Here is a 14,972-nt window from a genome sequence, read left to right as displayed (position 1 = left end):
ATACTCCAAAATTAGATTAAGAAATGAAGATCAAAGGATTAAGATGGTACATTATAGCGCTGATTGCCCTTGCAACGGTAATCAATTACATCGATAGAAGTGCCATTAATATTTTATGGCCTTACATCTATAAAGACTTCGGAATTACCGATGAAGACAATAAAAATGCACTCGCATTAATCACTACTTTTTTCATGATTGCGTATGCACTTGGGCAAACGTTTACGGGAAAAATGATGGATGCGCTGGGCACAAGGTTAGGAATGACCATTTCTATCCTGAGCTGGAGTGTTTCCATTGCTTTACATGCTTTTGCCAGAACCCTGTTTTCCTTCAACATCTTCCGCTTTATGCTGGGATTTAGTGAAGCTGGAAACTGGCCTGGGGCTACAAAAAGTAATGCAGAATGGTTTCCGGTTAAAGAGCGTGCAATTGCACAGGGGATTTTTGGTGCGGGAGCGGCCATGGGATCCGTGATCTCTGCACCGATTATCGCCCTGCTCTATATCGCTTTCGGATGGAAAACCACTTTCGTACTGATTGGCGCATTGGGTTTGATTTGGGTGATTCCATGGTGGTTTATCAACAAAGCCACCCCGGATAAGCACAGTTGGATCACAGAGAAAGAAAGGGTATATATCCTGGATGAAGACAGCAATGCTGCAGCAGCAACTGACCTCGCTCCTGTACTAACCTGGAAAGAATTATTGAAGTTCAGGAATACCTGGGGCATCCTGATGGGCAGGTTTTTCATTGACCCGGTCTGGTGGCTTTTTGTCACCTGGCTGCCGACCTTCTTAAAGGAGCAGTTTATGTTTGACATCAAGCAGATCGGTGCCTTTACCTGGCTGCCTTATTTATTCGCGGCAGTAGGCAGTTTAATGGGTGGTTATTATTCTTCATGGCGCATTAAAAGAGGTGTGAACGCAGTAAAAGCCAGAAAAGATGCCATTGCCATCGGCTGTGCCATTATGATCAGTGCATTGATTGCCATCGTCTATTTCCTGGCTACCCTCAAAGAAAACCCAACGCTGGCCATGCTGCTGATCGGTGCTACCCTATTCGGATTTCAATTTCTGATCGGCAATATCCAAACCCTGCCCAGCGATTATTTCCATGGAAAGAATGTGGGCACAGTAGCTGGAATGGGCGGAACAGCAGCCGTTGCCGGTACTTTATTAACCACATGGGCAGTACCCATTATTACAAAAACAAGCTATGAATCCTTCTTTGTACTGGCCGCTGTACTCGTGCCAATTACCTGGATTTGTATTAAATACATCACCTCAAAAAAAATAATCATTTCATAAATAAATTAATTATGCGTCTAAAAAATAAAGTAGCAATTGTAACTGGTGGATCAAGAGATATAGGTAGGGCAGTTTCTATCGGCTTAGCTGCACAAGGAGCCAAAGTAGTGATCAACTACCATGGCAGTGTAGAGAATGCGGAAGAAACCCTCAAACTGATACAAGAGGCAGGCGGAACAGCGATTATAGTGAAAGCCGATGTCACCAAATCTCCCGAAACCCTGGATCTTGTGGAACAGACCAAACAGGCCTTTGGCGAAGAAATCAATATTCTGGTGAATGTTGCCGGTGGAATGGTGGCCAGAAAAACAACTGCAGAACTAGATGAAGAATTCTGGGATAAAGTGATGGACCTCAACTTGAAAAGTGTATTCCTGATGTCGAAAGCAACTATTCCAGCAATGCCTGCCGGTTCTTCGATCATCAACTTATCTTCCCTTGCCGGTAGAGATGGCGGTGGTCCGGGTGCCAGTGCCTATGCCACTGCAAAAGGCGGTGTAATGACCTATACCCGTGCCCTTGCCAAAGAGTTAGGTGCAAGTGGGATTCGTGTGAATGCCGTTTTACCGGGTATGATTGCCACCACGTTCCATGATACTTTTAGCAAGCCTGAAGTGCGCGTGAATGTAGCCAAAGCCACCCTGATCAAACGTGAAGGGGAATCTAAGGAAGTAGCAGATCTGATCATTTACCTTGCTTCTGATGATTCCAGCTATATCACCGGAACAAATATTGACATTAACGGAGGATTATTCTTCTCCTAAATATTGAATGGTCAGCAATTAATTTGCTGACCATACTCGCAGTTTTCTACCAGCCCAAACTCAGGTAGACATCAGCAACTGACCTTCTAACCAAATAGAAACTAATATGAAAAAATTTTATTTGCAATCTATTCTGCTTGCAGTATTATTTACTTGCCTGCTGTTTATGAATACTGCTCTTGCTCAAACAAAAGTAAAGGTTCAGGGTGTGGTAAAAACTGAAACGGGAGAAACCTTACCAGGCGCTTCAGTAAAAGTAAAAGACGGGAAACAGGGCACCATGACCAATCCCAAAGGTGAATTTACCATTACTGTTGAAACCGGAAAATTGCTGGTATTTAACTACGTCGGTTACCAGCCGCAGGCCTATCCTGTGACAAAGGCGGAAAACGTGACCATCACGCTTCAGGAAATTAAGAACGTCATGGATGAGGTGGTGGTGATTGGTTATGGAAGCCAGAAAAAATCTTCTGTGACCGGTGCTGTCAGTAAATTGAAAAATGACAACCTGGATGAGATTCCTACCTCCAGACTAGACAATGCCCTGATCGGGAAAATTGCCGGGGTAACCATCCAAAATGTAAGCTCAGAAGTAGGCGCAGATCCTGTAGTCAGGGTGAGAGGATTCAGTTCCATCAGTGCAGGTTCTCAACCTCTGGTAGTAGTAGATGGCTATCCCGTTCCTGATGGACTTTCTTTCGTGAATCCACAGGATGTAGAGTCTATTGAAGTGCTTAAAGATGCAGCTTCCAGTGCTATTTATGGCTCCAGAGCAGCAAATGGGGTGATCTTAATTACCACCAAAAGCGGTGTTTCTGATAAACCCAGATACACTTTTAAAACTTATTACGGCTTTAAAAAACCTTACGAGCTGAACCCGATCATGAGCGTGACCGAATATACCAATCAGCTCTTTGCAGATGCTGCATTGCGGGAAAATGATCCGACAGTACCTGCTAATTTAAAAAATCTAATTACCCCTGCTGAACGGGCTGCTTATGTCATAGAAAATCAAATTGCAGGCGGCCCTACCGACTGGCAGCGTGAAGCGCTCCAGGAGGCTGCAATCAAAAATATTCAGCTGGGTATTTCCGGTGGTAAAAAAGACCTGAAATACTATTTGTCTGCCAGCGGACAAAAAGACGAAGCGGTATTAAAATACAGTGAAAATACCCGATTAAATGTAAAAGCAAAAGTAGACGGTGCGCTCAGCAAGAAAGTCACCTTCAGTTTCAACTTCAACCCATCCTATATAAAAACACAGCGACCAGCCGTTAATTTTACCGACTACTTTAGGTTTGGCTCCTTCCTTCCTGTGTATCATGATGATTTTACCGCAGCCTATGTGCAGCAAAATTCGCAATGGGCAAATATTAATGCAGGGGATTTTGTACAGGCAAGACATTTTAATGGCCTGAGTTATTCTGGCCTGATGCCAGATGGAACCACCTGGAACAGCAACGGTCCGGTTGAACCTTTTGCCACCAGCAACAATACCCCAGCCTCAATTGCAGGAAGAGAAAACAGATCGCAGGAAAACTATCGAATGCTGGGTGGTGGAGACCTAAGTATCAACATTTTAAAAGGACTGATCTTCAAGACTTCTGTAGGTGGATATTATACCAATCAGGAAAACTCCACCTTCACCCTATCCAATGCGCGTAAAGATGGAGACGTAAACGAAGCGACCATATACAACAAACAATACCTGGATTTTTTATGGGAGAATACCCTGAATTACACCTTAACAAAAGGCAATCACCATTTCACAGGATTGCTAGGTTATACCACCCAGCAAACTAAAATTAAGGAAAGTAATATGGTGGGCAGGAACTTCCCGACAGACAACTTTAAGACTTTAAATCAAGCCGGTCAAATTGATCAGGCACTAACGAAAACACTAGAAGACCGCGTTGGCTTAATTTCCTATCTGGGCAGGATGACCTACGATTATAAAAACAAATACCTTTTCTCTGCCAGTTTCAGAACTGATGGCAGTTCTTATTTTGCTAAGGGACAAAAATACGGTTCCTTCCCTGCGGTTTCTGCAGGCTGGGGCATTGGAAAAGAGAACTTCATGAAAAATGTGAACTGGGTGAGTAACCTGAAATTAAGGGCCAGTTACGGTGCCACAGGGAACAATAACATCCCAAGTTTCTCTTTTGTGAACCTGCTGTATCCGGGTAATTATTCATTTGGTTCTGGTACTGGATCGGTAGGTCTAGGACTATCTCCAAATAGCGATGTTTTAGCAAATCCAGACATTACCTGGGAAAGAACTTTTGAATTCAATTCAGGGATCGACTTTGGCTTCTTTAAAGACCGGTTTTCCCTTACTTTAGAGTACTATAACGCGGTGACCGACCGCCTGCTGTACAAACAATCTACACAGTCTTTCAGCGGATCATTTGAATACATTAACAATGCCGGAAAGATCAGGAATCAAGGTCTGGAGTTAGAATTCAGTGCCAACACGATAAAAAATAAAAATTTCAGCTGGACCACCAGCTTTAACATTGCAGGAAACAGAAACAAATTGCTGGAATTAGGCGGCGAGCCCTTCCAATACAATTATGGCGAGCGCAATGAAATCTATGCGGCTATTGTAGGCAAGCCAGCCATTCAGTTTTTCGGTTATCAAACAGATGGCATCTGGACTTCTCAGGAAGAAATCAATGCCGCTAAAGCCAGCGGACAAACCTCTACCCTTTCCAAATATTTCGCTGCCGGAGGTTTAAAATATGTAGATGCAAATGGCGATCAGAAAATTGATGTGAACGACCGTGTCATCATTGGCAGTCCCTTTCCAGATTTCACCTGGGGCATCAACAACTCTTTTAAATACAAAGGTTTTGACCTGAACATTATGATCCAGGGCGTACAAGGTGGAAGTGTCATTAATGGCGATGCCAACTATAATGAGTCCAGAAAATACAATAAGAATTTTACTGAAAACCGCTGGATTAGCGCCGCCTACCCTGGAGACGGCAAGACTCCTTATTATACCAATGGCGAGAACTGGCTGCTCACAGATTATGTGATCGAAGATGCTTCTTATGCGGCTTTACGGAACATTATCATTGGTTATTCCCTGCCCAATAAAATCGCTAAAAAAATGGGTGTAAACGGTGTAAGGCTCTACAGCTCCATTGATAATGTACTTTACCTGATGGGAAAAAGCTATAGGGGAATTAACCCGGAAGCCAGAACCACCAGCTCAGCCTATGCGTCGCCACTGGTGAGCGGCTACCAACGCGGTGCATTCCCAATCGCCAGAACTTACACTTTTGGATTAGATGTTAATTTCTAGGTATAAACCAATTAAAAAACTGACCATGAAACACTTAAAATATCTACTACCCTTTGTTGTCCTTGCTTTTTTCACAGGAGGCTGCAAAAAAATAATTGATATTGATCCCATCTCTAATTTAGGGGTGGAAACTTTTTACACCAATTATGACGAAACGAAAGTTGGACTCACCGGGAGTTATAATGGCCTGCAATTGCCATTAGAAACCGAATGGATGCTCACGGAATTGAGAAGCGACAATACAAAACAAGGGGTGCCCAATAGTTCGGCTTCCATCAATGTTGAGTTCAATGAGCTGGACATGTTTACCTTAAATTCTTCTCATGATAAGGTTTACAGATACTGGCTGCATACTTATAAAAACATCCGCTCCATCAATTATGTATTGAAAAGCCTGGGGGTATCGTATGAAAACGGCAATGTTCAAATTGGGGAAGGAACGGCAAAAATGACGGAAGCACAAAAAAACCAATTGGCGGGAGAAGCCTTGTTTTTAAGAGCTTACCATTACTTCAACCTGGTTAGATTGTACGGAGACGTGTTTTTAGTGACCACACCCGTGGATCCCAAACAATCTAAACAACTCAACAGAACTCCGGTACAGGAATGCTATAAACTGATTGTGGCCGATCTTTCTAAAGCAAAAGATCTGCTGTCTCCTGTTGCTTTTTCAGCGATTGCAGATGCGGATCGTGGCAGAGCAACCAGCTGGGCAGCAAAAGCGCTGCTGGCAAAAGTTTATTTGACTTTAAATCAGAAAAATCTGGCCTTAGCCCTATTGGATGATGTGCTGCAGAACAGCGGTCATGGTTTACTGAACTCCTTTGCTGATGTGTTTTCCATCAACAATGAAATGAATAAAGAAATTCTTTTTTCAGTACGGTTTAAAGCTGGTGGTTTTGGACTCGGTAATAGCATGGGTAATTCCTTTGCCCCTACTTCCAGTGGCAGTGCAGTGATCAATGGCGATGGATTAGGCTATAATTTTCCGACAACAGAGTTGGATGGGCAGTATAAAATATTAGCCAGTGCTCCGGTTGATCAAAGAAAAGACGTGGCCATTGGCAAATATGGTGCAAAATTATATGTGAAGAAATTCATCTCTCCAGTGCTCGTGAAAAACGATGCGGAGAACGATTTTCCAGTGATCCGATTTTCTGATGTGCTGTTAATGAAAGCAGAAGCACTCGGTTTTGATGGCCCTTCCGGGACTGCTGTTGGCCTCATCAACCAGGTTAGAGCACGTTCAGGTGCAGTAGATTTTACCACAGGTGATTTCTCCAGTGGTTTTTATAAATACCCAACAGATGGTAGTCAGGCAAATGCGATAACCGATAACACCAGATTTTTAGCCGCACTTTTCAATGAAAGAAGGTTAGAATTTGCATTTGAAAACCAGCGTTTCTTTGATCTATTGCGCAGTGGACAGGCCATAGAAATCATTAAAGCCCATTTTTCAGCAGAATTCCCTACGCATTACAAGAACATCGTTCCAGCGATCACACTCGCTCAATTGCAAAGTAATGTGGTACAAGACCGAATGTTACTGCCAATTCCACAAAAGGAAATTGACAGCAATGATCAGCTTAAAATCACTCAAAATGATGGTTACTAATATCAAAATGATGGCTATTAAAAATTGTAATCAAATGAAACATAAGCTAAAATTAACGATGCTGATCCTTTGTATTTCCGCATTGTCGGCCTGCAAAAAGGAGGAAGTAGCAGGAAAAGGTACGGCTGTGGTGACAGCTAAAGAATTCAGCTTTAATATGGCGATAAAAGCAATTACACCTGATGAGGCTGTCAATGGCGATATCAGTTCTGGTACAGGAATTAAACAGATCTACGGTTATCTTGTTCGTTCAGGTAAGACCGATTCCTTGATTTATAGCGGTCCTCAGGAAGCGATGAATCAAACCAGTTTTCATTTCGTGATCCCCACCCAGAATTACGCTTCCGCAAATCTTGAAAAAGTGGCAGGGATCAAGTTAATGATCCGGGATATGGACAACGGCTCTTCTGAAGGTTTTGTGAAAGTGACCTCCTTTAGTCCGCCAATGCCTACCTTAAAAAATATCCCTGTGAAATTGCTGCCAGATGAAAATGGAAAGATCCGGATCACAGGAACCGCTGCATCCGAAAATGGGATTAAAGAAATCGCTATCTATGACGATTATCAAGGAATTGATGCCCTTGTTGAAAAGATCGACTTACCCAACCGGGAGAAAACTTATGAATTGAACTACACTTACACCTATCGTAAAAATGCATCCAGGGTAAAAGTGGTCATTACGGATCTTTACGGGCTCTCTGTAAGTTCAGTCATTAACATGCCATTACTGAGTTACAACAGTTTTAAAGGCATTGAAATGATGGCCAATGGTACCACAGCCATCCCATCAGCCAGCAGCTTTTTTACCGGTGAAACGGGTACGGCAATTGGCAGCTGTAACGTAAATGGACAGGAGCAAAAAATTGATTTTGTAGGCTACTGCACGAGTACTTTTGTCTACACACTTTATAGTCCTGCGAATACCAGTACCATCTCCAAAAACTTCAAATGCGGCAGTCTGATTTGGGAGCCAAACACTGCTGATTTAAAGGCCACGAAGTTCCGCGTATTGGTGCCAGGCACCGCAGCGGTAGATCAGGTTTACGCAGCATATAATGCCAACTTAATTACGGAGCTCAGCGATGCGTTCTTTAATGGCATTCCTGTTCCAGCCGGCAATACAGCAAAGTTTGATGCCATTGTTGCCAACCAATCCACTGCCATATTTAACCTGAGCAGTGCCTATTTGATCTGGATCCGGGTACCTAAAGCTGATGGTTTAACTTTCACTAATCAATTACTTAGGGTAAAAGAGGTTAACATCGCTGCAACAGCCGCATTATCAACTATAAAATTTGACATCTTAGTTTCTAAATGATGAGAAAATTCCTATTAATTTCCTTGATGTTTTATGCGATGAATTCCTTTGCCGGGATTGTAGTCGACAATCCAGAACAACTTCGGAAAGCAGTTCAAAAGGCAAAACCAGGTGATACCATTGTACTAAAAAATGGCACCTGGAAAGATGCTGCTTTAAACCTGGATGGCAAGGGTACGGCCCAAAAACCGATCGTGATAATGGCAGAAAGCCCTGGTGGAATGCTGCTGACAGGCAGTTCTTACCTGCAATTGGCCGGTGAATATTTAACGGTAAAAAACCTGCATTTTAACCAAGGTTTTACCCCTAAAAGAGCGGTAATTTCTTTTAGGGCGGACAGTAAAAACCTGGCCAATCATTGCCGGGTTACTGGTGTGGTGATTGAGAATTATAGTCAGCCGGAACGATTCAAAACGGATACCTGGGTGATATTTTATGGAAAATATAACCGGATAGATCATTCTACGTTTGTCGACAAGCTGAATTCCGGACCGGTGATTATTGTGGAGCTGGACGATGAAAGGAGTCAGCAGAATTACCATCGCATTGACAGCAATTATTTCAATGGCCGACCGCGTTTCGGTTCTAATGGTGCCGAAACCATCCGTGTAGGAGTTTCCAGGTATTCCCTCAGTCCTTCCAGAACCACCATCAGTCATAATTTCTTTGAACGCTGCAATGGAGAAGTGGAAATTATATCCATAAAATCTGGAGAAAACACGGTGAGTTTCAACACCTTTTTTGAAAGCGAAGGCGGAATGGTGTTAAGACATGGCTCAAACAACACGGTGGAAAGCAATTTCTTCAATGGGAATAACAAACCATTCACAGGTGGAGTCAGGATCATTAACCCTGGTCATAAGGTATTCAACAATGTGTTCTACCAGCTGAAAGGCAAACAATTCAGAGCGCCTTTAAGCATTATGAACGGTGTTCCCAATTCTTTAATCAACCGGTATTATCAGGTAAAAGATGTGAGGGTAGAAAAAAACACCTTTGTCGATTGTACCCCCTTTCTTTTTGGCGCTGGAAAAGATGCGGAAAGAACACTTTCTCCTCAGGAAGTCGCGTTCAAAAACAACTTGGTTCTCAGCAAGGATTCCTGCATTTATGAGAATTTAAATGACGACAATGGGATAAAAATCACGGACAATGGGCTCATCGAAGGGGCTAACACCCGCTCCAAAACCGTTGGGAATGCAGCTACAGGCTTTCATAAAATAAAGCCCAAATACCTGCGCATCAAAGGGCATGAACTTCCTTATGATGCCAAATACGGAGCAGACCTAAAGCAGCTTTCTTTTATTGAGGCAAAAAATACTGGAGCAGTCTGGTTTCAGCCAGCAGTAAAAACCACTGCCCGCAAAGCCAAAAGTTTTCAGCTGAGCAGTGCTCAGTCTGAAAACTTTAACCAGCTGATTCAGCAGGCCTTATCCGGTGACACCATTGTATTGATGGACACCGGTTATTATAAAATGAAGGAGCCAATTCAAATTAACAAAACACTGGTGATTATGGCGGCTAAAAACCTGCCTAAAAGACCTACTCTCGTGAATGCAAGTTTCAATAGCCTGCCTTCATTTTTGACCATAGAGAATGGCGGTCGCCTGACCGTTAAAAACATCGCATTTAAGGGAACGCTGGAAAGTTTTGGCGGTGTGGATGCAGGGATTAAATCTTCGGAATCACCCATGAACCAGTCCTATTATTTAAATGTAGCCGGCTGTGAATTTTACGATTTCAATGAAAGTTCACAGAGTGGTATTGCATGCGCAAAAGGGACATTAGCAGATACTTTAATAGTGAGCAATTCTATTTTCCACCACCTTTCTGGCACAGGCATAAACCTATCTTCAGAGAAAGACGACAAAGGTATTTACAATGCGGAATTTGTGAATATTACCAATTGCCTGTTTACAAATTTATTGGGAAGCGCGATCAACGTTTATCGCGGTGGAAATGACGAAAGCACATTAGGTCCTTTTGTCAGCATCGATTACTGCTCTTTTAACGAAGTTGAAAACAGAGAGCAGGGTGCGGTTGTGAAATTGATTGGCGTACAGCAGGCAAAAATTACCAACTCCAGTTTCTTAAATTCTGGGCAGGGCGGCCGTTCTATACAATTTCAGGAATACAGAACTGATCATATTTTGGTTGATTACTGTAATTTTTACAATTCTGGAAAGATTGAATCTTTTTATAATAACGCTGCCGGTCCACACATTTACCATGATGAGCCAGGATCAGTAAAAATGGCATCCGCATCAAATGATCAACAGGCACTTGGCGCAAAGTTTTAATAAATAGCAGTGATTCGGTGAGTAAGTCCTTCTGGAAAATCACTCACCGAATGAACTGTCTTTCTATCTTTCAGATTCCTGAACAAACCTACTCTTCAACGATGATTCGTTTAATCAGTCCATCCAATTCTGTTTTTGTCATTGGTTTGGAAGGATACAAATCCTTCCGCTTCACCCATTCATTTTCCATTTTGAAGTAATCCGGTTCAGCTGCATTTTTTGAACTCATCAACGCGATTTGCCATGCTATAAATTGCTCCCATCTCGACAAATAAATCGTGCTCAACAACCCAGACCATTCTTTATGCGCATAATCATGAAGATCCGTCTTAGGATTGTTATCGGGACCCCAGAAAATGATTTGCGTTTTGGCATTCAGTAAAGCATTCTCCTTATCTGATTTTGAAGCTCCAAAATCTAATGACTGCTGCAACCACCTATTGACCGAAAAATACTTACTCGTACTCAATAGGGAATCCTGCTGCAGCATCAAGTGCTTAAATTTTGCACTGCTGGATTTAAACTCCTCCAGGTTTTTGGTTTTTATTGCCCGCATCATTTTAGCATATACCTTATCCGCTCTATTCGCCTGGAGCTGTCGCACAAAATCAATCCGATCCGTCTGATAAGTCTCCAGACTTTCAAATTCTTTTCCAGCGGCCACAAACATCCTCACTCCTTCTTCAAATTTCGTAACATCATAGTTTCTTTTTCTGGTTCCCCAGGAGGAAACAGAGGGAATATCAATCGCGGGTCTGGCACAAAAAATAGATTCAGAAGGCCCTTCCTGATTTACTTCATGACTGCTGTAAGCCGTTTCTAAAAACAAAGACCAGGCCTTATCCATATTCGAACTCCGCTTTCCATAGCGGTAACTGGTATAACCGCTAATCCAGTTTTTAAGGTCCAGATGATCCTGATGCCAACCCAGTTCGAGCATCAAATCATAAGCAACAGGGTTGTTATAAATCCCTTCGGGAATAATCCCGATTCCTTTCAAAAAAGGACCGTAAGCACTATTTTTTGCACGGTATACCTCATCTGCGAAGCGTTGCAGCTTGCCATAAATCCCATTTTTCTCTCCGAAATTGCTCACATTACTCCAAACAAATGGTGTATTTTCATAACCATGACGTTTCTCCCAATTGTTGGTATTCTCGCCAAAAAGTTCAATCACGAGGGTTTTTTCTTTATTTAATCCTGCCAATAAAGCATCTGCAGGATTCTGCTGCCAACCTTGTAAAACCCAGGTTGCACCAGGATAATTTTGCTGCATGACTTGCTGAATGTGCTTACCAGAGGCTGCAAGATCCGCTCCCTTTGAAGAACCACCTTCATGAAAAGGATCTCCACCAAAGAAATGCAAATCAGCACCGTACAACTTTTTCATTTCTGAATAATAGATATTCGCCACTTTATCAAAGTAAGGATCTTCAGGCAGCAGAAAATCCGGACGTTTAAATCCTCCTGCCCATAATCCCTGATCAATTACTTTAATCGCTTGTTTATCTTTCAAATTAGAAGGAATCATCCCATAGAAACCATGCATTACCGGCTCCATACCCAGCTGTTTCATCCGTTTTATGATCTTTTGCTGCAACAAAACCTGCTGATCTATCGTCCGCTGACTTACTGGTCCGCCCCAGCCTTGCAGATTTCCCATTAACCACCAGGCACCAAACGCAGGACCTGCTACAAAATCAGTAATTTCCTTTTCATTATAACCCAATTTCCGAAGCGTATTTTGCCATACCGCTTCCATTCCTCCTGGTGCTAACATCAGGTTAACCCCATTTAAAGCCATCCAGTCTAACTCTCTTTCCCAATCTTTCCAGGTGTAAAAACTCATAGAATAACTGATGGTACAGTAATTCAGCGCATAGCGATATGGATAGGGAGAAACTATCCTTACCTTATTCTTGACTTCGGGAAGTTTGCCCTGATCATGCCCGCTTAGGTGATCGCCAAAATGCGACATGCTTCTGTGGCAATAATACTTCAGGTACCAGTTTAACCCCTCCGCCGCAGCATTTGCCGTACTGGCAGCAATGATAACCTTCCCTTTCTCGGAGCTCAATTCAAAAATCTCTTTTCCATTTTCCGCAGGAACTACCTGAAAAACCAAGGCTTTAGCCAGCCATGAAAACCTCCTGGAAGCTATGCCTTTTACCTCTTCATACGGCGCAGTCTTTGCGGTCAGGCCCGCGAGCATCAGCAAAAACAACATCAAACTTCTGTATCTTATCATATTTTTCATTACTTACCTTTTAGTGTTCTGATTTCCGCGAATAACTTTTTAAAAGTATTCACCGTCCCATCTTTGTCGGCCTGTTGACCATGGTAGGCTAGAATAAAATCCTTTGAATTCCCCCACATGGTATGAAACATTCCCTGCATTCTATTGGAAATAGTGGCTGAAAATTCCGTCCTGTTTCCATTCTTTCTGATCGCCCTGACCATTTCCAGCTGAGCCAATCCAACATCCGCCTTATTGGAAGGTGCAGCAAGAACATTGAAGCCCTTTATTGCGAAATAGGCAGGTGTTGGCGCTGCATCTTCATATTTCCAATCACAAATCATGATGTCTTTGGGGATGAGGTCAATTGCGCGGTGTGTGTTGTTCATACTGGCTTGCCAGGCCAATAAATTCGTAGTTTTCCCGTCAATTAAACGATCGCTCCACATCCACATTTCACATCCTTTTTGTTTCAGATGGTCATGTAAAGCGGTCACATACGCTGCAAAGATCTCCGCTTTGTCCAGCCCTCCGCAGCGCGGACATTTCTCATCACCAATGATCCATACTTCATCTAAACCTACATGGAAAGCACCAGCACCGCAAACATCGATCAACTCATCTATAACTGGAAATATTACTTTAAATAAATCCGGATGTTTAGGACATAAGCTTTTAGAATAAAAATCAAACATCGTGTTGGCCGGTTTCCATGGCACTGGAGGATTCAACGCTGGCGATTCATCAAACTGAGGATAGTTTTTCAGCAGTGGCAGCATAGACACATCTTCAGATTGATGCCCTAAAAGGTTCATTTTCGGAATGAACCGGATACCTGCCGTTTTACAGGCTTTAAGAATTTTCTGCAGGTTTTTCTTCGATAAGGCGTTATGCCCCGCCAGTTCGGGACGCGTCTCAAACTGATATTTATAATTGATGCGGAGCACCAGCGTATTTACCCCTTCTTTAGGTAAAACATCAGTAATGAAATCGCAGAACATGGGCACATCCTGGGGATCTGGAGTAGACAATAATAAAGCGCGGACAGGGAAAAGTTCGCTAACCGGCAAAACCTGCTGGGTAGCTTGCTGGGCAAATGCAGGGCTAAGCCCCGCAGCAAGCAGCAGGAACAGCAAAAGATATATTTTATTCATGATGATAACGTAAAAAAGGAGGTTGCTTATAGCAGAACCTCCTGATGAATATTGATCTAAAGTTTTTTTAGTGTTTCGGTCATTTGCGCTCCATATCCATAATAACTGTAATTATAGAACAAAACGAAGGTATTGGTCAATGGGTCAAAGCTGCTCGTGGTACCTTCCCTATTGGTTAAGAGATTACCTGCTTCCTCCAAATGCCCGGACACGATCACGGTATTGTCTACCGGATTCACTTTTAACCTGAACTGGTTACTGCAGCACCAAGGCCCAAGATTCGCAATCAGGTTGACCTCATAAATATGATTGCCAACTTTCGTAATGGTTTTCTTAACTTTTGTCGGATCGGTTCCATAACCATCCCCGTTTCTTATTCCGCTGGCCATATAGGTACCGCTAACAAAGTCAGGGACGGTTAGGCTCACCTGGTAATACGCCGTTTTTAGGGCCGATTTTACCGGAACATTCGGAACCGCATTTTTAATAGAGATTGGAATCAGGTACTTTCCTTCTTCCTTCAACAGTTTAGGATTAATCCCAAATTGAGGAATATCGCTGATCCGTTCATTCTTTCTGATCGTGGCTTTCATCGAGCCTTCCGTATAAGATCCAGCTGGAAGCAGTTCATAAGGCGCTCTTCCTGCCGCTTCCTCCAATGCATTTAAAGAATCCAGCTTTTGATGATCGATCATAAATTCAACCTGAACATCCTGTGCTGCAGGCTCTTTACCCTCCAAATACGCACTGTAGGGACGATAATATACCGTATCCTGCTGACCAGGTTCCCGGCTAATCACCTCCACCAAATTAAAAGGATTTCCCCGCGGAGCTTGGGGCATATATAATATGGGATCATTAGCAATTCCAGGCAAATTAATTTCTTTCTGACAGGCGCCGATCACTATGACCAGCACTACAAATAATAAAGTCAGTTGATGATTTCTATTTTTCATGGCTTTAAA

The 14,972-nt window shown here is 42.8% G+C and carries 9 protein-coding genes; 6 read left to right on the top strand and 3 right to left on the bottom strand.

Annotation, left to right across the window (positions count from 1 at the left end; all coding sequences use genetic code 11):
- Positions 1-23 precede the first annotated feature (23 nt).
- The 6 genes from AQ505_RS11690 (at position 24) to AQ505_RS11665 (ending at position 10,617) form a co-directional block, all read left to right on the top strand.
- Positions 24-1,310 (top strand): MFS transporter, encoded by a 1,287-nt coding sequence (locus AQ505_RS11690; RefSeq protein ID WP_062548344.1) that lies wholly within the window; start codon positions 24-26, stop codon positions 1,308-1,310.
- Between the two features lie 11 nt (positions 1,311-1,321).
- A complete protein-coding gene (locus tag AQ505_RS11685; RefSeq protein WP_062548343.1) occupies positions 1,322-2,074 on the top strand; it encodes an SDR family NAD(P)-dependent oxidoreductase in 753 nt (250 codons plus the stop codon).
- Between the two features lie 106 nt (positions 2,075-2,180).
- Positions 2,181-5,384 carry a SusC/RagA family TonB-linked outer membrane protein gene (locus AQ505_RS11680; RefSeq protein WP_062548342.1) on the top strand — a complete coding sequence of 1,068 codons (3,204 nt, stop codon included), beginning with the start codon at positions 2,181-2,183 and terminating at the stop codon, positions 5,382-5,384.
- 25 nt (positions 5,385-5,409) lie between these two features.
- Positions 5,410-6,999: a RagB/SusD family nutrient uptake outer membrane protein gene (locus tag AQ505_RS11675; RefSeq protein ID WP_062550987.1), complete on the top strand. Its 1,590-nt coding sequence runs from the start codon at positions 5,410-5,412 to the stop codon at positions 6,997-6,999.
- A gap of 34 nt (positions 7,000-7,033) precedes the next feature.
- Positions 7,034-8,317 (top strand): hypothetical protein, encoded by a 1,284-nt coding sequence (locus AQ505_RS11670; protein WP_157262319.1) that lies wholly within the window; start codon positions 7,034-7,036, stop codon positions 8,315-8,317.
- A complete protein-coding gene (locus AQ505_RS11665; protein ID WP_082461505.1) occupies positions 8,314-10,617 on the top strand; it encodes a polysaccharide lyase 6 family protein in 2,304 nt (767 codons plus the stop codon). The genes AQ505_RS11670 and AQ505_RS11665 overlap by 4 nt, the downstream gene beginning before the upstream one ends.
- An 88-nt stretch (positions 10,618-10,705) precedes the next feature.
- Here the strand turns inward: AQ505_RS11665 and AQ505_RS11660 are convergent, their stop codons facing one another.
- The 3 genes from AQ505_RS11660 to AQ505_RS11650 are packed head-to-tail and all read right to left on the bottom strand — an operon-like array spanning position 10,706 to position 14,963.
- Entirely contained in the window at positions 10,706-12,874 is a 2,169-nt protein-coding gene (locus AQ505_RS11660; protein WP_062548339.1) for an alpha-N-acetylglucosaminidase, read from the bottom strand.
- Positions 12,874-14,007, bottom strand: coding sequence for a family 20 glycosylhydrolase (locus AQ505_RS11655; protein WP_062548338.1), 1,134 nt, complete (start codon positions 14,005-14,007; stop codon positions 12,874-12,876). The genes AQ505_RS11660 and AQ505_RS11655 overlap by 1 nt, the downstream gene beginning before the upstream one ends.
- A gap of 56 nt (positions 14,008-14,063) precedes the next feature.
- Positions 14,064-14,963 carry a DUF1735 domain-containing protein gene (locus AQ505_RS11650; protein ID WP_062548337.1) on the bottom strand — a complete coding sequence of 300 codons (900 nt, stop codon included), beginning with the start codon at positions 14,961-14,963 and terminating at the stop codon, positions 14,064-14,066.
- Positions 14,964-14,972: the final 9 nt, after the last annotated feature.

This window comes from Pedobacter sp. PACM 27299 (genome assembly GCF_001412655.1).
In the GTDB taxonomy this organism is placed as follows: domain Bacteria; phylum Bacteroidota; class Bacteroidia; order Sphingobacteriales; family Sphingobacteriaceae; genus Pedobacter.
Note: the sequence above shows the minus strand (reverse complement) of the source record. Positions and strands in the feature narration are given on the sequence as shown.